This window comes from Caulobacter sp. GW821-FHT09H08 (assembly GCF_059415885.1).
On record NZ_JBWKOC010000003.1, the window covers coordinates 658,053 to 677,290 of the forward strand.

The 19,238-nt window shown below is 68.0% G+C and carries 16 protein-coding genes and 1 tRNA gene; 9 read left to right on the forward strand and 8 right to left on the reverse strand.

Annotated elements, in window-relative coordinates:
* Positions 1-125: 125 nt before the first annotated feature.
* Positions 126-2,144, forward strand: coding sequence for an O-linked N-acetylglucosamine transferase, SPINDLY family protein (locus AC07NN_RS12700; RefSeq protein ID WP_494641207.1), 2,019 nt, complete (start codon positions 126-128; stop codon positions 2,142-2,144).
* Entirely contained in the window at positions 2,141-4,540 is a 2,400-nt protein-coding gene (locus AC07NN_RS12705; protein ID WP_494641209.1) for an FkbM family methyltransferase, read from the forward strand. Before AC07NN_RS12700 ends, AC07NN_RS12705 begins: the two co-directional genes overlap by 4 nt.
* A gap of 19 nt (positions 4,541-4,559) precedes the next feature.
* Here the strand turns inward: AC07NN_RS12705 and AC07NN_RS12710 are convergent, their stop codons facing one another.
* The 3 genes from AC07NN_RS12710 to AC07NN_RS12720 all read right to left on the reverse strand — a co-directional run bounded on the left by AC07NN_RS12710 (position 4,560) and on the right by AC07NN_RS12720 (position 6,771).
* Positions 4,560-5,360 (reverse strand): HTD2 family dehydratase, encoded by an 801-nt coding sequence (locus AC07NN_RS12710; protein ID WP_494641211.1) that lies wholly within the window; start codon positions 5,358-5,360, stop codon positions 4,560-4,562.
* A complete protein-coding gene (locus tag AC07NN_RS12715; protein WP_494641213.1) occupies positions 5,360-6,526 on the reverse strand; it encodes an acyl-CoA dehydrogenase family protein in 1,167 nt (388 codons plus the stop codon). Before AC07NN_RS12715 ends, AC07NN_RS12710 begins: the two co-directional genes overlap by 1 nt.
* A gap of 169 nt (positions 6,527-6,695) precedes the next feature.
* Positions 6,696-6,771, reverse strand: a tRNA-Lys gene (locus AC07NN_RS12720).
* An 84-nt stretch (positions 6,772-6,855) separates the two neighbouring features.
* On the opposite strand from AC07NN_RS12720, the gene AC07NN_RS12725 reads away from it, so the two are divergent.
* Positions 6,856-7,194: an Hpt domain-containing protein gene (locus AC07NN_RS12725; protein WP_494641215.1), complete on the forward strand. Its 339-nt coding sequence runs from the start codon at positions 6,856-6,858 to the stop codon at positions 7,192-7,194.
* 103 nt (positions 7,195-7,297) lie between these two features.
* On the opposite strand, the gene AC07NN_RS12730 is transcribed toward AC07NN_RS12725, so the two are convergent.
* Positions 7,298-10,390, reverse strand: a complete 3,093-nt coding sequence (locus AC07NN_RS12730) for a TonB-dependent receptor (RefSeq protein WP_494641217.1) — start codon at positions 10,388-10,390, stop codon at positions 7,298-7,300.
* A 429-nt stretch (positions 10,391-10,819) separates the two neighbouring features.
* On the opposite strand from AC07NN_RS12730, the gene AC07NN_RS12735 reads away from it, so the two are divergent.
* Positions 10,820-11,647, forward strand: coding sequence for a TIGR00266 family protein (locus AC07NN_RS12735; RefSeq protein WP_494641219.1), 828 nt, complete (start codon positions 10,820-10,822; stop codon positions 11,645-11,647).
* Positions 11,648-11,681: 34 nt separating this feature from the next.
* Here the strand turns inward: AC07NN_RS12735 and AC07NN_RS12740 are convergent, their stop codons facing one another.
* Together AC07NN_RS12740 and gcvA are read right to left on the reverse strand one after the other, a co-directional pair.
* A complete protein-coding gene (locus AC07NN_RS12740) occupies positions 11,682-12,011 on the reverse strand; it encodes a chorismate mutase (protein ID WP_494641221.1) in 330 nt (109 codons plus the stop codon).
* Between the two features lie 57 nt (positions 12,012-12,068).
* Positions 12,069-13,025 carry a transcriptional regulator GcvA gene (gcvA, locus tag AC07NN_RS12745; protein WP_494641223.1) on the reverse strand — a complete coding sequence of 319 codons (957 nt, stop codon included), beginning with the start codon at positions 13,023-13,025 and terminating at the stop codon, positions 12,069-12,071.
* 187 nt (positions 13,026-13,212) lie between these two features.
* Here gcvA and cobA point away from each other — a divergent pair, with 187 nt between their 5' ends.
* From cobA to AC07NN_RS12770, 5 genes are read left to right on the forward strand one after another with little or no spacing between them, the layout of a single operon-like run.
* Positions 13,213-14,100 (forward strand): uroporphyrinogen-III C-methyltransferase, encoded by an 888-nt coding sequence (gene cobA / locus AC07NN_RS12750; protein ID WP_494641225.1) that lies wholly within the window; start codon positions 13,213-13,215, stop codon positions 14,098-14,100.
* Positions 14,097-14,462: a DUF2849 domain-containing protein gene (locus AC07NN_RS12755; protein ID WP_494641226.1), complete on the forward strand. Its 366-nt coding sequence runs from the start codon at positions 14,097-14,099 to the stop codon at positions 14,460-14,462. The genes cobA and AC07NN_RS12755 overlap by 4 nt, the downstream gene beginning before the upstream one ends.
* Before the next feature lie 6 nt (positions 14,463-14,468).
* Positions 14,469-16,127: a nitrite/sulfite reductase gene (locus AC07NN_RS12760; protein ID WP_494641228.1), complete on the forward strand. Its 1,659-nt coding sequence runs from the start codon at positions 14,469-14,471 to the stop codon at positions 16,125-16,127.
* Positions 16,111-16,617: a DUF934 domain-containing protein gene (locus AC07NN_RS12765; RefSeq protein WP_494641230.1), complete on the forward strand. Its 507-nt coding sequence runs from the start codon at positions 16,111-16,113 to the stop codon at positions 16,615-16,617. The genes AC07NN_RS12760 and AC07NN_RS12765 overlap by 17 nt, the downstream gene beginning before the upstream one ends.
* Positions 16,617-17,351: a phosphoadenylyl-sulfate reductase gene (locus tag AC07NN_RS12770; protein ID WP_494641232.1), complete on the forward strand. Its 735-nt coding sequence runs from the start codon at positions 16,617-16,619 to the stop codon at positions 17,349-17,351. The genes AC07NN_RS12765 and AC07NN_RS12770 overlap by 1 nt, the downstream gene beginning before the upstream one ends.
* Here AC07NN_RS12770 and AC07NN_RS12775 read toward each other — a convergent pair.
* The gene (locus tag AC07NN_RS12775; RefSeq protein WP_494641234.1) at positions 17,348-18,541 is read right to left on the reverse strand and encodes an ATP-binding protein; all 1,194 of its coding nucleotides are present in this window, start codon (positions 18,539-18,541) and stop codon (positions 17,348-17,350) included. The genes AC07NN_RS12770 and AC07NN_RS12775 overlap by 4 nt on opposite strands.
* Complete coding sequence (locus AC07NN_RS12780; protein ID WP_494641236.1) at positions 18,538-19,233, reverse strand: response regulator; 696 nt, start codon at positions 19,231-19,233, stop codon at positions 18,538-18,540. The genes AC07NN_RS12775 and AC07NN_RS12780 overlap by 4 nt, the downstream gene beginning before the upstream one ends.
* Positions 19,234-19,238 lie beyond the last annotated feature (5 nt).

Below are 19,238 nucleotides of genomic sequence, written 5' to 3' on the forward strand. Positions count from 1 at the left end.
CGCGGACGGCGGCTCGCTTCTCGGCCATTGGTCGAGGCTTCAACCCCATGCCATGATCACGCACGGCTGACTCGCGGGCCGCGTTCGCGCACGCCTGTCCGCCGCCTACCGGTTTCAGGAAGACAATGGCCGACGTCGACACGCTGGACCTGCTGAGCAAGCTGACCGCCGAAGGGGCGCCGCTCGGCGATGTCATCACACTTGCCGCGAGCCTGGGGCAGGGCGGTCAGCCCGCCTTGGCCGACCAGGCCTACAAGGTCTGGATCCGCTTCAATCCCGAGCACCCGCAGGTCAGCGTGGCGCTGTTCAACCGCTCGATCCTGCAGGCGGTGCTGGGCGACAACGCCGGCGCGGCGGCCTCGCTGGAACAGGCGATCGCCGTGAACGCCGACTTCCTGCCGGCCTATGTGAACCTGGGCGGCATCCAGGAACGTGGCGGCCTGCAGGAAATGGCCATCGCCACCTGGGAGGCCGGCGCCAACCGTCCGGGCGTGATGAGCGGCATGGGTGTCGGCTACGCCTTCACCTGCCTCAAGCAGATCGCGCGCCTGCTGGGCGAGATGCATCAGCCCGCTCGCGCCGAGATGGCCCTGCAGCGCGCCGCCGACCTCGATCCCCACGCGATGGACGTGATCGGCCAGCTGGTCGCCACGCGCCTGTCGCAGTGCAAGTGGCCCGCGATCCAGCCGACCGAGCGGGTCGGCCGCGAGGCGCTGCTACACGGCCTGAATCCGCTGTCGATCGGGGCCTATACCGACGATCCGCTGCTGCAGCTGGCCGCCGCCAGCGACTTCGTCGAGCGCGAAGCCAAGGTCACGGCCGAGCAGATCCGCGCCGACCGCCGCGATGCGCCGATCGACCTGACCGGCCGCCGGCCGCGGATCGGCTACATCTCGTCCGACCTGCGCGACCACGCCGTCGGCTACCTGATGGCCGAACTGTTCGAGGTGCACGACAAGTCGAAGGTCGAGGTCTTCGCCTACTACTGCGGTCCGGAGTCCAGCGATGGCCTCAACACCCGCATCCGCGCCGCGGTGGAGCATTTCACCGACATCCGCCCGATGTCGGACGACGAGGCCGCCCAGCGCATCGTCGACGACGGCATCGACATCCTGGTCGACGTCAACGGCCACACGCGCGACGCCCGCAGCGCCGTCTTCGCGCGGCGTCCAGCCCCGATCCTGGTCAACTGGCTGGGCTATCCGGGCACGATGGGCAGCGACTACCATCACTACATCATCGGCGATCCGTGGATCATCCCGCCCGAGATGGAGATGTACTACTCCGAGGCCGTCCGCCGGATTCCCTGCTACCAGCCCAACGATCGTCGCCGGAAGGTCGAGGAAGCCTATCCGACCCGAACCGAGGCGGGCCTGCCCGAGGACGGCTTCGTCTTCTGCTGCTTCAACGGCACGCAGAAGATCACGCCGCACGTCTTCGGCCGCTGGATGGAGATCCTCAAGCGTACGCCCGGCAGCGTCCTGTGGCTGCTGGACAGCAATCCGGAAACCAACGCCCGCCTGCGCGACGCAGCCGAGGCCAGGGGCGTGGACCGCACCCGCCTGGTCTTCGCGCCGAAGATGCAAAACGCCTTCCACCTGGCGCGCTATCGCCTGGCGGACCTGTTCCTGGACACCACGCCCTATGGCGCCCACACCACGGCCTCGGACGCGCTGTGGATGGCGGTTCCAGTCCTGACCTGGTCGGGCCGCTGCTTCGCCTCGCGCGTCTGCGGCAGCCTGGTGCGCAGCGCCGGCCTGCCCGAGCTGGTGGTCGACAGCGCGCAGGCCTATGTCGAGAAGGCCGTCGAGATCGGCGCCGATCGCGGCAAGGCCCAGGCCCTGAGCAAGACCCTGGCGGCCAATCGCGACACCTGCGTGCTGTTCGACATGGAGCTCCTCGCCGGCAAGCTGGAGGCGCTCTACGGCGAGATGATCGCGGAGTATCAGGCTGGCCAGCGGCCGCGACCCAACCTCGCCAACCTGTCGAACTATCTGCACGTGGGCCTGTCGCTGGACCGGGACGACCGCGAGATGCAAGGCGAGGCTCATCTGCACGACCTCTATCGCGATGAACTGGCGCTGCGGCACGCGGTCAAGGCGATCCCGGCCGACGGCCGCCTCTGGGAAGGCGCCGCTTCGTGAATCGCCAGCAGCTGGAGGCGCTGAAGCTGGATGGCTTCTCGCCGCGCACCCTGCTGGATATCGGTGCGCACGTCGGGAGTTTCTCGACCAGCTTCGTCCAGGCCTTCCCGGATTGCCTGCCGACCTTGGTCGAGCCCAATCCGTTTTGCGAAGACGACCTGGCCAAGCTGCCCTACGAGCGGCACATGGTGGCCGCCTCGGACCAGGACGGCGAGGCCGAGCTGTTCCTGACCAAGGAGTGGCTGCAGTCCACCGGCGTCTCGCTCTATCGCGAAAACACCACCTACTTCCGCGACGAGGTGACGGTCACCCGCACGGTTCCCAAGGCCCGGCTCGACGATCTGTTCGCCGGACGCCGCTTCGACTTCGTCAAGATCGACACCCAGGGCTCGGAGCTGGACGTACTGCGCGGCGGCGAAGTCGTCCTGCGGCAAGCCGACTACATCCTGATCGAAGTGTCCCTGGTCAATTTCAACGCGGGCGGGGCGCGCGCCGAGGCGGTGTTCGCGCAGCTGGCCGCGATGGGTTTCGCGCCGGTCGACGCCACCGAATTCCACCGCCTGGCCGATGTGCAGGACGGCGGTCTGTTGCAGATGGACCTGCTGTTCCGCCGGCGCACCGCCAAGGTGTCGCAATTCGGCCGGCTGACGGGGCTCCACGATCTCGGTGGCCTCGTGAACCACCTGCGTACGCGCAAGGTCCAGAGCCCCGATTTCCGGGTGCTGGTGATCGGCGGCGGACCGTCGGGGTGGCCGGAAGACCTCAGCGACGTGGTCCTGGGCGCGGGGGGCGCGTTCCCGGGCGATCTTTCCGATCCGGACACCTATCGCGCCATCCAGGCCCACGTGGCCCGCCATGGCCGCTTCGACTACTGCGTGGCGCTGCATGTGGTGCAGACGCTGGAGCGGCCTTCGGTGCTGCTGGAGCGCCTGCCGATGCTGGCCGACGCGGGCTGGATCACCACGCCTTCGCGCTACCTGGAAGCCCTCCGCCTGCAGGGCGAGCGCCGCGGCTATCCTCATCACCGCTGGGTGCTGGACAATGTCGCCGGAACCTTGATCCTGGCGGAGAAGGGGCCGCTGTTCGAGCAGTTGTCTTTTCCCGACGAGACGGCCTGGGCCGAGGCTTCCGAGCGTTTCGAGCTCCAGGTCGGTTGGCGCGGGGGCCTGGCGTTCGAGACCCTAGGCCAAGACGCTCCGGCGCTGATGGAGCGGTTCCTGGAAGGTGCGCTCATCGAGGGTTCGGCTTTCAAGGCCGACCTTGCCGTCGACGAGGTGATCGACATCGCGGCCGAACTGGCCCAGGCGGTCGCTACGGCCCGCGATCCGCATTCCAGCCTGCATCCTCTGGGGCGGCTGAAGTTCTTCCACGACGCCGTCAGCCTGATCCTGTGCGAACCCCTGACGCCCGAGCGTCTGGCGCTGTTCGAGGAACTGCTGGCCGAGGCGGGCGCGCTGAACGCGACCTCGCCGGGACCCGAATGGACGGATTGGCTGATCCACTATCGCGTGGTGCTGGAATCCCTGACCGGCGCGAACGTGGCCGGCCCCACGCCCGAGCCCGTTGACGATGGTCCGCAGGTCTTTCTCACAGGTGACGGTCAGACCCTCGATGGCGCGGGGCTGAAGGCCCATGCGGACGCCCTGGGCGTCCAGGCGGTGTTCTTCGCCGCCGCCGACGAGCGCTATGTCGAGCTCTATGGCCGCTGGCTGGCGCTGTCGGTGCTGAAACACAGCGACGTGCCGTTCCTGGTGGTGATCCACGTCATCGGCGGCCAGGACCGGCTGGCCCAGGCGGCGGCGACCGTTCGCATCGACGATCCTCGCGTCGTCTTCGTCGGCGACGGTTTCGACGCCTCGGCGGTGACGACCAAGTGCTATGAGGCCCCGCCGAAGGGCCTGATCGAGATTCCGGTCGCCCACTACCAGTCGGTGCGCTTCCAGCGCCTGGGCGGGCTCCTGGAGCTGCTGCAGCGGCCCGTGTTCGTGTCGGACATCGACCTGCTTCTGCAGCGCGGGGTTTCCGACCTCCTGGAGCAGTGGCCAGACGCCGATCTCGTGATCAACGAGAACGACCGCAACACCCAGGCCGGCTCGCGGATCACCGCCAACCTGCTGCTGGCGCGTCCGACGCCCGCGACCCTGATCATGCTGCGCTGGCTGCGGGCCTATCTGGACGAGCGGCTGTCGCGCGAGACCGTGACCCGCTGGATCGACCAGATCGCCCTGAACCTGGCGCGGCATCACCTGGCGCTGCAGGTTCCGGACGCCAAGCTCGGAATCTTCGACACCTTCAGCGACATCAACAACGTGATGTTCAGCGAGTACGTGCCTGGCCACCCGTTCCGCTTCCTGTCGCTGTATCACGGCTTCGATACGTCGACCCTGGAAGAGTAGGGACACAGGCGCAGGGCGCTCAGAAGCCGGCGCGGGCCTTCATCAGCACCGCGCCGCCGCTCTCGGCCCACAGCTCGGCGCCGCCCTCGGCCGAGCGCCCGTGAGTCGTCACCGTCTCTCCCGCGAAGGCCGGTTTCAGCGCACGGAACGAGAACCGCGTCAGCGAGCGCGCCGGCATGGCCTCGAGCATCAGCAGGGCGATCAGCGGCCCATGAACGACGAGGCCCGGATAGCCCTCGACCTGCGTCGTGTAGTCCAGGTCGTAGTGGATGCGGTGGCTGTTCGAGGTGGCCGCCGAGAAGGCGAAGAGCAGCACCGGATCGGTCGGGGTCTCACGGGTCCATTCGGCGGGTGGCGTCGGTTCCGTATCCGGTGTGCGGGGCGCGGGCAGTGCGGCGGTGTAGACAATGGTCTGGCGTTCGCGCACGCGGGGCGCGCCGGCCTGGCTGAAGGCCCTGTCGACCGTCACGAAGGTCAGCGGCCCGCTGGCGCCAGGCTTCTCTTCGATCCCGGCGATGGTCTCCACGAGCTCGGTTTGCTGACCGATCCGCAGAGGTCCGGAGAAACTCAGCTCCGCCGCCGCGAACATCCGCCGTGGAGCCTCTATGGGGGGCAGGAACAGGCCGCGCCGGGGGTGACCGTCCGGACCGAGGTCTGACCGTTGCACGGGCTCCGCCAGGCACGCCCAGTGCCAGGCGGGTGGGACCTCGTCGGTCGGCGCAGGCCGGTCCAGCACCGCCGACAGCCGGGCCATGTCCGACGCCGCCAGGACCGCCGACCGCCGCCGCTCACGCCCGACCCAGTCGGCGAAGGCGCTCATCAGTACGACCGGGGCAGGCCGAGCACATGCTCGGCGACATAGGCCAGGATCAGGTTCGTCGAGATCGGCGCCACCTGATAGAGCCGCGTTTCGCGGAACTTGCGCTCGATGTCGTATTCCTCGGCGAAGCCGAAGCCGCCGTGGGTCTGCAGGCACATGTCGGCGGCGGCCCAGGAGGCCTCCGAGGCCAGCATCTTGCCGATATTGGCCTGCTCGCCGCAGGGCTCGCCTCTGTCGTAGCGGGCGGCGGCGTCCTGGATCGTCAGGCGCGCGGCGTGGGCCTGGGCGTAGGCGCGGGCGATCGGGAACTGCACGCCCTGGTTCTGGCCGATAGGCCGGCCGAACACGACCCGGCTGTTGGCATAGTCCCGCGCCTTGCCGATCAGCCAGGCGGCGTCGCCCAGGCACTCGGCCCCGATCAGGATCCGCTCGGCGTTCATGCCGTCCAGGATGTAGCGAAAGCCCTTGCCCTCCTCGCCGATCAGGCTGTCGGCCGGGATCACGAGGTTGTCGAAGAAAACCTCGGTCGTGGCGTGGTTCAGCATGGTGGCGATCGGCTTGATGGTCAGACCCTTGCCCCTGGCCTCGCGCATGTCGACCAGGAAGACCGACAGACCCTCGCTCTTGCGGGCGACTTGTTCCTTGGGCGTGGTGCGGGCCAGCAGGACCATCAGGTCGGAATGCTCGGCGCGGCTGGTCCAGACTTTCTGGCCGTTGATGACATACGCATCCCCCTCGCGCCGGGCGAAGGTCGAGATCGAGGTGGTGTCAGTGCCGGCGGTGGGTTCGGTCACCCCGAACGCCTGCAGGCGGATCGAGCCGTCGGCGATCTTCGGCAGCCACGTTTCCTTCTGCGCCTGGGAGCCGTGCCGCAGGACCGTGCCCATGGTGTACATCTGGGCGTGCAGCGCGGCCGCGTTGCCGCCGCTGGCGTGGACCTCCTCGAGGATCGCCGCCGCGGCGGTCAGGCCCAGGCCGCCGCCGCCGTATTCCTCGGGGATCAGGACGCCCAGCAGGCCCGCCTTGGTCATCGCCCCCACGAAGTCCGTCGGATAGGCCTTCTCGCGGTCCAGGGCGCGCCAATAGGCCGGCGGGAAGTCGCGGCACAGGGCGCGCACGGTCTGGCGCAGGGCTTCGATCAATTCGGGGTCGGCGAGGGCGGACATGGGTCCAGCTTCGGGCCTGTCGCGGGCGGCGTCCAGCCTCCCGCAGGGGCAGGGCGGATCGCGCTCCGGGAAGAGCCGGCAACGCCGAACACGGAACGTCGGCGCGCAAGGCGCAGGGGCTCTCGGCCGCTTGCGCGGCCCAGTCCAACCTACTGTATTTTTAGGAGAATGGTGGGTGTAGTAGGATTCGAACCTACGACCCGCTGATTAAGAGTCAGCTGCTCTACCAACTGAGCTATACACCCATTCGACGGTCCGAAGCACTTGCGAGCCCCGGCGGCGAGGCGCGGAACATACGCAATGATTTTGGGAGCGCAAGAGCTTTTTTCATGGCCAGACGAGATATTAGCGGAGCCGTGGATTTCGCTTACCTGGAAGGGTTCGCGGCGGGGGATTCCGGGGTCGTCGACGAGGTGCTGGCGCTGTTCCGCGAACAGGCCGCGCTGTGGACTCCGATGCTCGATCCGACCCACCCCGGCTGGAAGGACGCGGTCCACACCGTGAAGGGCGCGGCGCGCGGCGTCGGGGCCTTCGCCCTGGGCGAGGTCTGCGAGCGCTGCGAGGCGGGCCAGGAGAGCCTGGAAGCGGTCAAGACGGCCCTGGACGTCGCCTTGATGGATATCGCCGCCTACGCCCACGAGCAGGCCCTGCGGTCGCTGAAGGGGTAGGGCCGGCTGACGCCTGGTCAGCGGGGCCAGGGTCCTCCGCCAAAGAAAAAGGGGCCGAAGCGAACTTCGGCCCCTGCAGGAGGAGGAATATTCCGGCTACGCCTTAGAACTTGGCGCGCAGGGTCACTTGGTACGTGCGGCCGTCGTAGTCGATGAAGCGCGGCAGCATCGGGTCGTTTTCGTATTCCGAGCGCTGCGCGTCGGTCAGGTTGAAGGCGTCGACCGAGATCGTCATGCTCTCGGTGAGCTTGTACGAGGCCGAGGCGTCCAGCTGGCTGCGCGCCTTGACTGTGCGGGCGTCGCCGACGAACGAGTTGCCGGCGGCCAGGTCGTACTTGTCACGCCAGTTGTAGACCAGGCGGATGCCGCCCCAGCCGGCTTCGTAGTAGCCGATCACGTTGATGTTGTTCTTCGACACGCTCGGCAGGGTGATCTTGTTGCCCGCCGTGTCCTTGCCGTCGATCTTCGTGTACGAATAGTTGAACGCGCCGCCGAAGTTCTTCCAGAAGCCCGGCAGGAAATCCAGGTTCTGTTGGATGTTGAACTCGAGGCCCGTGACGGTCATCGGCGACTGGTTGGTCTTGCCGGTGACGCGCACTTCGGCGTTCTTCAGCACGCCGCCCGAACCGACGAACCTGTTGGAGCTGACGCACTTGGGCGAGCCGGCCGAGGTGTCGATGGTCAGCGTGCCCAGGTCGACGTCGATGCCGTCGATCTTCCCGCTGGCCGGGCAGAGAACCGACTGGTCGGTGATCGGGCCGATATAGCCCTTCACTTCCTTGCGGTAGGCCGCGAACGAGATCAGGCCGCCCGGACGGTTGTACCACTCCAGCGACGCGTCGAACGAGTCGGAGGTGTACGGATGGATGTCCGTGGCGCCCAGCGTGACCGTGTAGACCGGATCCGTCGGCGGGTTCACGTCGACCGGCACCTGCACGAAGGTGGTCGGCACGTTGTCGCGCGGTTGCGGACGGACATAGGTGCGATAGGCGGCGGCGCGGAAGACCAGGTCGTCACGCAGGTCGGCCATGATGATCGCCGACGGCAGCCAGTAGTCGAACTTGTTCTTGCGAACCGAGGTGCTGAGCGAGTGGTTGATCGCGCCAGCCTGGTTCGACAGCGCCGTGGTGCAGTTCTTACAGTTCAGGGCGATGATCTTCTGGTCGGTGCGCTCGTAGCGCGTGCCGACCGTGCCGCGGAACGGAATGCTGAGCAGGTCGCCCTTGAACTTGGCCGCCACATACGCCGAGTAGACGTCGTTCTGGTTGCTGAAGTTGTTATTCCAGTAGTTGCCGTCGGTGTAGTTGTTGACCACGCCGTAGGGCGTCAGGAACACGCCCGGCGCGCCCAGCAGGAACTGATCGGGCAGGCCGTTCGGGTTCAGCGTCGTGCGCAGGTTGGTGTTGACCGGCGTGATCGCCTTCAGCACGCGATTGATGTCGACGTTCATCCAGTTGGTCGTCGCGCCGCCGGCCTGACCGCCGAAGAAGTCGTTCGCGTACGACAGCTGGTAGGCCATGTCCGTCGTGATGTTCTGGGTCTGGGCGCCCAGGGCGGTGTTGCGCGAGCCGCTGGAGGTGAACTTGTTGTGCTCGGCGCGACCGCCGAACTGCAGCAGGTTCACGAAGCCGTCCAGGGTGCGCTCGAAGTCGAGCTGGAACGAGTCCAGTTCGTTCTTGGCCTGGCCGTTGGTGCCGGTGACGCCGAAGCGGTCGGCGGCGGTCGTGGCGGTCTGGCCCGGCATCTGGGCGCCGGCCTGGGTCGGGGCGGTGTTGGTCGCTGGGATCAGGAAGCCGCCGGTCGGCAGGTGGGTGGCGTGCGGCGTGATCAGGGTCGCCGTATAGTCACCGAGGTTCGCGCCGCCCGTGTACACCGTCGCGACGATGCCGTTCAGGCCGGCCGTGCCGAGGTTGCGGTAGGGGTTCTGGACGACGTCCAGCTCGATCTGGTTGGAGTAGGCCTTGGCGCGCGACATCGTGGCGGCGGCGGTGGCCTTCCAGTCGTCGTTCTTGAACTCCAGGCTGGGATTGATGGCCCAGGTCTGGTTCTCGGCCGGCTCGGAGCGGACCGAGTCGAACGTGTTGATGTTCTCGGCCTTGAACTTGTTGATGTAGGCGCGCGGACCGTTCGGCGTCTGGACGATGTAGGGCGTGCCGATGTCGGTGATCTTGGCGACGGCCGAGGTGGCGGCGAGGCCCGTATTGGTGCCGTTGCCCGGACCCGCGTCGATGTAGAGCAGGTTGTTGGTGGCTTCATCCAGCTTGCGCTTGGTGATGAAGGCGTTGGTGCCGAACTTCCACTCTTCGTTGACGCGGAACTCGAAGCCGCCCGAGGCCGACAGGGTGCTGCCGCGGTTGAACTTCACCAGCTGACGGGTCTGGCTGGGGTAGTAGATGCCGCCTGGGTTGGCGGCGATCAGCGCGTCATAGACCGGGTTCGAGCCCGCGGCTGCCTGGTTGCCGACCTGGATCGCGCCGAGGCGGTTGCCCCACGAGTTCACGGTGATCGAGTCGCGGCGGAACTTCTCGTCCTTCCAGGCCACGACGCCGAACACGGCGAAGTCGTCGGTCAGGTGCTTGTTGTAGCCCAGCGAGGCCAGCGGGCTGCCGAGGTTGCCCAGGTCGTTGTACTCGTAGGACAGCTTGGCGAAGCCGCCGTCCTTGCGCGCCAGGGCCGGGTTGATGCGCAGGTCGACATTGCCCGACAGGCCGCCGGCCAGGTTCGAGGCGGACGGCGTCTTGATGACGTTGATGGCCGTGAAGATGTCCGAGTTGAAGGCGCCCAGCGGGGTCGAGCCGTTCAGGATCGGATCGGCGAACGCGCCGCCGTTCAGGGTGGTGCGGGCGAAGCTGCCGGGCAGGCCGCGCAGGCTGATCGTGGCGTTACGGCTACCGGCTTCGCGGTTGATCTGGACGCCCGGGATGCGCTGGATGGCTTCACCGACGTTCAGGTCCGGGAAGCGGCCCAGACCGTCCGACGAGATGCCGTCCGAGATTTCCAGCGTCTCGCGCTTGGTGGCGATGGCGTTGGCGTAGGCCTGACGGAAACCGGTGACAACGACGGCTTCGACCGTCTCGGCTTCCTTCTTGTCCGACCCGGCGGTTTGCTGGGCCTGAGCGGCCGAACCGACCGTCAGAGCCGCGCAGGACGCCATCAGCGCCGCGCGGAGAGCGAAAGTGTTGCGAGCATGGTTCATGAGAATGCCTCCCCCGGCGCACTGACATGGCGCCCTTGAGGAGACTTATCCGACCAGTTCGGATCGTTGTCAAGAATTGGTAATGCCACTTCCGAAGAGGTGGCGACCACTTGGTCAGGCCAAACCATAGGATGCGGATTGGTCGCTTCGGCATGGAAGCGCGCCCAATCCCACATAGCCGACATCCATTGAATCAACGGGGAAAAGTGGTCAGTTCAGGCCTTTATGGGTGGGAAGGGGCTGGCGCATTTGGCGGCCATTTGTCCGACCAATGGTATGACCAGACGGAGGCGGCGACATGACCGCTCTGGCCCATCTGGTGATTCCACTAGCGGCCGAGCGTGGCCGTTATGTCACTTTACGGATGCTTCATTGGCGACCAATGCGCGGTCTCGCTAGAACTGTGTTCTAGACAAAGGAGATCTCCCCATGCCCCCCAGCCCCTGGAGCCATCAACGCAGCGTCGGCGTCGCCGACGACATCGACTTCGAGATCAAGGGCGAGGACCTGCAGTTCGTCGAGATCGAGCTTGATCCGGGCGAGAGCGCCGTGGCCGAGGCCGGGGCCTTCGTGTGGAAGGACGCCAGCGTCCAGATGACCACCGTATTCGGCGACGGCGCGGCCGACCAGGGCGGCGGCGTCATGGGCAAGCTCCTCGGCGCGGGCAAGCGCCTGATCACCGGCGAGAGCCTGTTCACCACCGTCTTCACCCATCAGGGTCAGGGCAAGGCGCGCGTGGCCTTCGCCTCGCCGACGCCGGGCACCATCCTGCCGCTGAACCTGGGCCAGCTGGGCGGGACGCTGATCTGCCAGAAGGACAGCTTCCTGGCCGCCGCGCGCGGCGTGTCGATCGGCCTCCACTTCCAGAAGCGGATGATGACCGGCCTGTTCGGCGGCGAAGGCTTCATCATGCAGCGCCTGGAAGGCGACGGCTGGGTGTTCGTCCAGATGGGCGGCACCCTGGTCGAGCGCACGCTGGGTCCGGGCGAGGAACTGCACGTCGATACGGGGTGCCTGGCGGCCTACACGCCGGGCGTCGACTTCGACCTGGTCATGGCCGGCGGCGTGAAAAGCGTGATCTTCGGTGGCGAGGGGCTGTTCTTCGCCCGCCTGCGCGGTCCGGGGAAAGTCTGGATCCAGTCGCTGCCGTTCGCGCGCCTGGCCGGCCGCATGATGCAGGCCGCGCAGCACCAAGGCGGCAACCAGGGCGAAGGCTCGATCCTGGGCGGCCTTGGTCGGATGATCGACGGGAACTAAGAGCGGAAGCGCCCCCGCGAGGGGGCGCTTTTCGTCAGCCCTTCGTCTTGTCCCAGCTGTCGTATTCGTAGGCGATGCAGCGGTCGATCAGCGTGCGCCAGACGGGCTCGGCGATGGCTTCGGACAGGCCGGCCGCGCGGGCGGAGGCCTTGACCTTGGTCACCACGTCCTCGATCCGCGCGCGGTCGAACACCTTGTTGCGGTCGGCCTTGATGCGGGCCGCCGCGTCCATGAAGCCCTGACGCTCGGTCAGGAGCTGGACCAGGGCCCGGTCCAGGGCGTCCACGCCCTGGCGCACGTCGGCCATGGTCTGGCAGTCGGCGGGAGCGAGGTGCTCGTCGACTGTAAGAGTCGTGATTTTCATGGGCCCCTTTAAGCCGGTTCCCGCGCCTGAAACCAGTACCGTGAGCGCTTACGGGCCCTAAATCCCTGAACCGTTGTCCAGCGTCTGCAGCGCGGCTTCGTGAGCCTCGGCCTCGGCCTTGAGCCAGTTCACGAAGGCCTTCACCTGGGGCAGGCGGCCCTTGGCCTTGGGGTGGACGACGTAATAGGCGAAGTCGACCGCCGTGGCCGCCTCGAAGGGGATCACCAGGCGACCGGAATCGAGGTCGGCCTGGGCCAGGGTGCGCTTGGCCAGGGCGATACCGCGGCCGTTGGCGGCGGCTTCGATGACCAGGCTGGACTGGTTGAAGCGCGGGCCCCGGGCGCCGTCGACGGTCTTGATGCCGCGCGCCGCCAGCCACATGGCCCAGTCGGGGCAGCTGTCGTCGGCGTCGGGCGAGCCGTCGTGCAGCAGGATGTGGTGGGCCAGATCCTCCGGACGCTCCAGGGCGTTCTGCGCCAGCAGTTCGGGATTGGCGACCGGCACCACGGTTTCCTGCAGCAGGCGGATGACCTCCAGGCCGGGATAGCGGCCCGAGCCGTAGCGGATGGCCATGTCGACCTCGCCGGTGGCGAAGTCCACGACCTCCATGCCGGCCGACAGCCAGACGTCGACCTGCGGATGGGCCTGCTCGAACTTGCCCAGGCGCGGCACCAGCCACTTGGCGGCGAACGAGGGCGCGGCGGTCAGGGTCAGGCGGCGGCCATCGACGGCGGCGGTCAGCAGGCTGGCGGCCTCGGCCAGGCGGTCGAAGGCCTCACGCAGGGCGGGCAGGGCGGTCTGGGCCGCGTCGGTCAATAGCAGGCCCTTGGGCGTGCGCTTGAACAGAGCCGCCCCGACATAGTCCTCGAGGTTCTGGATCTGCTGGCTGACGGCGCCGGGCGTCACCGACAGCTCGTCGGCGGCGCGGCTGAAGTTCAGGTGCCGCGCGGCGGCCTCGAACGCACGCAGGGCGTTCAGCGGCGGGAGGCGGCGGCGCTCGTTCGGTCTTTCCATGAGTTTTACTGAACGCCCCGGCAGAAGTCCTTGTTTGCGAATTGGCCTCTTCGCGCCGACTTTGCAAGCGTTCGCTGATGGATCGGCCCTTTTCGTCGGCGAGCGTGCGCGGGGTCGTCTTTAGGGACGACCCCGCCTTGCGTTCTACCGGTTTATTCCAATCGCGTTGATAGAGGTTCTAAACAGCATGGCCCGCTCGCCGGTCCGAAACGCCAAACCGGGTCTCGCCAAGCACGGCCTCGTGGTCGTTGGCGGGACGCGTGCGAACCGCGCCCTGGGCGCGGTGTGGCTGGTCGGCGCGGGTCCGGGCGACCCGGACCTCCTGACCTTCCGCGCCTTCAACGCCCTGCGCGCCGCCGACGTGGTGGTGCATGACGGCCTGGTCTCCGACGAGATTCTGGACCTGGCGCCGACAGCCGCGCGCCGGATCAATGTCGCCAAGCGCAAGTCGCGCCATACCTTGCCGCAGGACGGCATCAACCAGCTGATCGTGGGCCTGGCCCTGGACGGTCTGAACGTCGTGCGCCTGAAGGGCGGCGATCCGTTCCTGTTCGGCCGTGGCGGCGAAGAGCTGCTGGCCTGCCGCGAAGCCGGCGTCGAGTGCCACGTCGTGCCGGGCGTCACCGCCGCCTTGGCCGCCAGCGCCAACGCCGGCGCGCCCCTGACCCATCGCGGTTCGGCCCAGGCCGTCACCTTCGTCACCGGCCACGCCGCGCATGGCGAGCTGGACCTGGATTGGGCCGCCCTGGCGCGTCCGAACCAGACCGTCGTCGTCTATATGGGCGTCTCGACCGCCGGCCTGATCGCCGAGCGCCTGACCGCCGCCGGCCGCGCGGGCTCGACCCCGGCCCTGGTCGTCGAGAACGCCAGCCGCGCCGACGAGCGCCGCATCCTCACCACGCTCTCTGGATTGGCCGAAGCCGCCGAGAGCGTGAAGGGGCCGGCCTTGCTGATGGTCGGCGAGGCCATGGCCTTGGCTCAACAAAATCCCGCTCATCCCCGCGAAAGCGGGGACCCAAGCGGCGATTCAGAATGGGTCCCCGCTTTCGCGGGGATGAGCGGAGTTTTTGAGTGAGAGCGATCACCGCCAACCGCCTCATCGACGGCGATGTCGTATTCTGGAAGTCGGGCCAGTGGGTCGACCAATTCGGTAACGCGCAGCTGTTCGGCGAAGATGACGCCGCTGATGTCGAGGCCGCCATCGCCATCGGCAAGGGCCAGCCGACCGTCGTGGTCGACGTCTATCCGATCGATCTCGTAGCGTCGGGCGACCACTGGGCCCCGGTCAGCTACCGCGAACGCATCCGGGCCCTGGGCCCCACCAACGAACCCACGCACGGCAAGCAGGCCGAGGGCGGCGACGTCGTCGAGGCCTTGCGTCACGCCTCGGGCGCGGCGCGCTCGACCGGCCGCGTCGACCTGATCCGCAGGAAGTAAGGCGGCATGTACCAGTACGATCTCATCGACAAGGAATTCCTGGCCGACCGCTCGGCCGAGTTCCGGGGCCAAGTCACCCGCCGCCTCGCTGGCGACCTGACCGAGGACCAGTTCAAGCCGCTGCGGCTGATGAACGGCCTCTACCTGCAGCTCCATGCCTACATGCTGCGGGTGGCCATTCCGTACGGCTCGCTGAACCCGACCCAGGCCCGCCGCCTGGCCGAGATCGCGCGCGACTACGACAAGGACTACGGCCACTTCACCACCCGCCAGAACATCCAGTTCAACTGGATCAAGCTGCGCGACGCGCCGGACATCCTGGACAAGCTGGCCGAGGTGGACCTGCACGCCATCCAGACCAGCGGCAACTGCATCCGCAACACCACGTCGGATCCCTATGCCGGCGCCACGGCCGAGGAGATCGACGATCCGCGCGTGTGGTCCGAAGTGATCCGTCAGTGGTCGACCCTGCACCCGGAATTCTCGTTCCTGCCGCGCAAGTTCAAGATCGCCATCACGGCCTCGGCCAAGGACCGCACGGCGGCCAAGGTGCACGACATTGGCCTGCTGCTGCGCCAGGGCCGGGACGGTTCGCACGGCTTCGAGGTGATCGTCGGCGGCGGCCAGGGGCGTACGCCCTATGTCGGCCCGACCATCAAGCAGTTCCTGCCGACCGATCGCCTGCTGAGCTATCTGGAAGCCGTCCTGCGCGTCTACAATCGCCACGGTCGCCGCGACAACATCTACAAGGCCCGCATCAAGATCCTGGTCGCCGCCCTCGGCGCTGAGGAGTTCGCGCGCCAGGTGGAAGAGGAATGGGCCAAGATCGACGCCGCCCGCGCCGACCTGCCCGCCGGCGAGCTGGCCCGCATCCGCGCCTCGTTCGCGAAGACCCCGTTCGAGACCCTGCCGGCCCGTTCGGAAGCGTTCGAGACGGCCAAGGCCAATGACAGCGCCTTCGCTCGCTTCGTCCGCAACAACGTCAAGGCGCACAAGCAGCCGGGCTACGGCATCGTCGAGATCTCGCTGAAGGCCCAGGAGCAGACGCCGGGCGACGCCAGCGCCAGCCAACTGGACGTCGTGGCCGACCTGGCCGAGCGCTACAGCTTCTCGGACCTGCGCGTGACCCACGTGCAGAACCTCGTCCTGCCGCACGTGAAGCTGGACGACCTGCCGACCGTGTTCGCGGTCCTGCAGGCCAACGCCTTGGCGACCGCCAATATCGACCTGATCAGCGACATCATCGCTTGCCCGGGCCTGGACTACTGCGCGCTGGCCAATGCCCGCGCGATCCCGATCGCCCAGGACATCGCCCGCCAGTTCGCCGATCTGGACCGCGCCGAGGACGTCGGCGAGTTGAAGATCAAGATCAGCGGCTGCATCAACGCGTGCGGTCACCACCACGTGGCCCACATCGGCATCCTGGGCGTCGATAAGAAGGGCGAGGAATTCTACCAGCTGTCGCTGGGCGGTTCGGGCGCCGAAGACGCCTCGATCGGCAAGATCCTTGGTCCCGCGCTGCCCGCCGACAAGGTCGCCGGCGCCGTCGACCAGCTGGTCGAGGCCTATCGCGCCGTCCGCGCCGACGGCGAGCGCTTCCTCGACACCTATCGCCGCGTTGGCCTCGAGCCCTTCAAGGAGGCTGTCTATGCCCAAGCTGATTGAGCTGGCTGACGGCGAGGCCCGCTGGGCCGACGACAGCTTCGTCCACGTCACCGACGAGGACGCCATCCCGGAAACGGGCGACGTGATCCTGTCCCTGGCCCGCTTCGAGGCCGAGGGCGACGCCCTGCTGTCCTCGAACAGCCGCCGCGTCGGCGTGCGGATCGAGTCCGACCAGGAGGTCGAGGTCCTGGCCTATGACCTGCCGCGCATCGCGGTGGTGGCCCTGGCCTTCCCGAAATACCGCGACGGCCGCGCCTACACCTCGGCCCGCCTGCTGCGCGAGCGGTTCAAGTACGAGGGCCAGGTCCGCGCCGTGGGCGACGTCCTGCAGGAACAGGCGGGCTTCATGGTCCGCGTGGGCTTCGACGCCTTCGAGCCGAACGACGGCGCCTCGCCCGAGGCCTGGACCAAGGCCACGCGCCGCTTCCGCCACGTCTATCAGCGCGCCGCCGACGACCGCGTCCTGGCGTTCGAGGAAAGGGCCTCCTGATGGCGTTCGACCAGATCGGCGGGACCGCTGCTGGCCTCGCGGCCCGGCTGAACGCAGAGCTGCGCGACGCCCATCCGGCGACCATCCTACGTGTCGCCTACGAGCAGTTCGGCGACCGGCTGGCGCTGGTCTCGTCGTTCGGCGCGGAGTCGGCGGTGCTGCTGCACCTGATCGCGCAGATCTCGCCGAAGATCCCGGTGCTGTTCCTCGACACCGGCATGCTGTTCGGCCAGACCCTCGACTACCGCAAAAACCTGGCCGCCAAGTTCGGCCTGACCGACGTGCGCGACCTGCGTCCGGCCTTCGCGGACCTGGCGACCCAGGACCCGAACTCCGACCTCTGGCGCACCAGCGTCGACGGCTGCTGCAACATCCGCAAGGTGCTGCCGCTGGATCGCGCCATCGCCGGTTTCGACGCTTGGATCACGGGCCGCAAGCGCTTCCACGGCGGCGATCGCCTGAGCCTGCCGGTGGTCGAGGAGGCCGACGGCAAGCTGAAGTTCAACCCGCTGGCCAACTGGTCGAAGGCCGAACTCGAGGCCTATGTCGCCGAGCACGACCTGCCGGCCCACCCGCTGGTCGCCCAGGGCTACGCCTCGATCGGCTGTTGGCCCTGCACCCAGCCGTCGGAAGACGGCCGCTCGGGCCGTTGGCAGGGCCAGGAAAAGACCGAGTGCGGCATCCACGTCGCCCGCGCGCCGGGGGTGGCCTCGAACGTCGGCGGCGACATCTAGGCCGGCAGACGGGCAAGGCGCGGCGGCGCGAACCGCCAGGCCTCCTCCAGCGCCAGGAACCGGATCTCGATCTGCGCCCCGCCGTCGCGCCGATTGCCGATGGTGACCTCGCCGCCGTGCGCGTCGGCCAGCGCCTTGACCACCGACAGCCCTAGCCCTGAGCCGCCGGTCGTGCGCGTGCGGGAGAGATCGGCGCGCCAGAAGCCTTCGAAGGCGCGGTGATCCGGCGGGAAGCCGGGGCCGCGATCGCTGACCCGCAACACGCACTCGCCATCCTTGGCGAAGGTCTTCACCGACAGACGACCGCCCTCGGCGGCGTAGCGGCGGGCGTTCTCCAGCACCGCGCGCAGCATCTGCCGGACCCGGGCGGGATCGGCGCGGACGGGCGTCGGGGACAGGGCCACGTCCACCAGCATCGCGGCCTCGGCGAACTGCGGTGACAGGGTGGCGAGCACCAGTCGGGCTTGTTCAGCCAGGTCGCAGTCGGCGACCTCCAGCGTCAGGGCGCCGGAGTCGGCCAGGCTGACCGTGCGCAGGTCGTCGATGATCCGCGACAGGTCCTCGACCTGGGTCAGCAGGGTCCGCATGTGGTCGTCGTCGCGCGGAAAGACGCCGTCCAGGGCGCCGTGGATATAGCCGCGCAGCACGGTCAGGGGCGTGCGCAGCTCGTGGGCCACGGCGGCGGTCTGGAAGCGCATGCGGCGCTCGGAGTTCTCAAGGGCCTCGGCCTGGGCGTTGAAGGCGCAAACCAGGCTGGCCAGCTCGCGGGTCGGCTTGACGGGCGGGGTGATGCGGTGCCGGAAGTCGCCGGACGCGATCTTGTTCGCGCCTTGCGCCACGGCGTGGATCGGCGCGGCGACGCGCTTGGCGATGCGGCCAGCCAGCCAGACGCAGACCAGGATGACCAGCATCGAGAGCAGACCGACGCCAACATAGCTCAGCACCATCGCCCGAGGCTCCTCGGCCGACATCGTCTTCAGCAGGGCCAGCATGTCCGCATTGGAGGGGACCTGATTGTGGTCCAGCTGGTCGATGGCGCGCAGCATTTGGGCCGAGACCCGGCTCTTGATCTCCAGTTCGATCAGCCGGTCGATTCCTGAAGAGGCGGCGGCGATGAAGATCACCGCGCAGCTCATCATCGCGGCGATGGCCACGCCCAGCCGTCGGGCGAGGGTAGGGGGCGGCCTCATGCCGCCGCGACCAGGCGGTAGCCGACCCCGCGCACATTGACGACGAAGCCCAGGGCGCCGGCCAGCTCCAGCTTCCGCCGCAGGTTGCTGACGTGGCTGTCCACGGTGCGCTCTAGGGCGTCGCTGTCGGGCAGGCAGGCGTCGAGGATCTCGGCGCGGCTCAGCACGCGGGTCGGGGCGTTCAGGAACTGGATCAGGATCCGGTATTCGCTGAGCGTCAGGTTCAGCACGCTGGGCGGCGCCTCGCCGTTGACCACGCGGGCGACGTGGGCGGTGAGGTCGGCCTCGATCGGACCGTGGCGCAGCAGTTCCGGTCGCGCGCCACCGGCCGTGCGGCGCAGGACGGCCTTTACGCGGGCCACGACCTCGGCGGGGTTGAACGGCTTGACCACATAGTCGTCGGCGCCCATCCGCAGGCCGGTCAGGCGGTCGATGTCCTCGGCCATGGCGGTGGCGAAGATCACCGGCGTGTCGCCGCGCCGCCGGACCTCGGCGAGGACCGCGTAGCCGTCCTTCTTGGGGATGTTGACGTCCAGCAGCATCAGGGCCGGGTTCAGGCTGCGATGCTGGGCTAGCGCCGCCTCGCCATCGGCAGCGCAGACCACCCGCAGGCGCTCGCGCTCCAGATAGGTCTGCAGGATGCGAGCGATGTCGGGGTCGTCCTCGACCACGCAGATCAGCGCGTTTTCCATCTTCG

Coding starts and splice junctions, on each gene's coding strand:
- AC07NN_RS12700 (WP_494641207.1), top strand. CDS start 126: ATGGCCGACGTCGACACGCTGGACCTGCTGAGCAAGCTGACCGCCGAA.
- AC07NN_RS12710 (WP_494641211.1), bottom strand. CDS start 5,360: ATGAGCGCCTTCGCCGACTGGGTCGGGCGTGAGCGGCGGCGGTCGGCG.
- AC07NN_RS12715 (WP_494641213.1), bottom strand. CDS start 6,526: ATGTCCGCCCTCGCCGACCCCGAATTGATCGAAGCCCTGCGCCAGACC.
- AC07NN_RS12725 (WP_494641215.1), top strand. CDS start 6,856: ATGGCCAGACGAGATATTAGCGGAGCCGTGGATTTCGCTTACCTGGAA.
- AC07NN_RS12730 (WP_494641217.1), bottom strand. CDS start 10,390: ATGAACCATGCTCGCAACACTTTCGCTCTCCGCGCGGCGCTGATGGCG.
- AC07NN_RS12735 (WP_494641219.1), top strand. CDS start 10,820: ATGCCCCCCAGCCCCTGGAGCCATCAACGCAGCGTCGGCGTCGCCGAC.
- AC07NN_RS12740 (WP_494641221.1), bottom strand. CDS start 12,011: ATGAAAATCACGACTCTTACAGTCGACGAGCACCTCGCTCCCGCCGAC.
- gcvA (WP_494641223.1), bottom strand. CDS start 13,025: ATGGAAAGACCGAACGAGCGCCGCCGCCTCCCGCCGCTGAACGCCCTG.
- cobA (WP_494641225.1), top strand. CDS start 13,213: ATGGCCCGCTCGCCGGTCCGAAACGCCAAACCGGGTCTCGCCAAGCAC.
- AC07NN_RS12760 (WP_494641228.1), top strand. CDS start 14,469: ATGTACCAGTACGATCTCATCGACAAGGAATTCCTGGCCGACCGCTCG.
- AC07NN_RS12765 (WP_494641230.1), top strand. CDS start 16,111: ATGCCCAAGCTGATTGAGCTGGCTGACGGCGAGGCCCGCTGGGCCGAC.
- AC07NN_RS12770 (WP_494641232.1), top strand. CDS start 16,617: ATGGCGTTCGACCAGATCGGCGGGACCGCTGCTGGCCTCGCGGCCCGG.
- AC07NN_RS12775 (WP_494641234.1), bottom strand. CDS start 18,541: ATGAGGCCGCCCCCTACCCTCGCCCGACGGCTGGGCGTGGCCATCGCC.
- AC07NN_RS12780 (WP_494641236.1), bottom strand. CDS start 19,233: ATGGAAAACGCGCTGATCTGCGTGGTCGAGGACGACCCCGACATCGCT.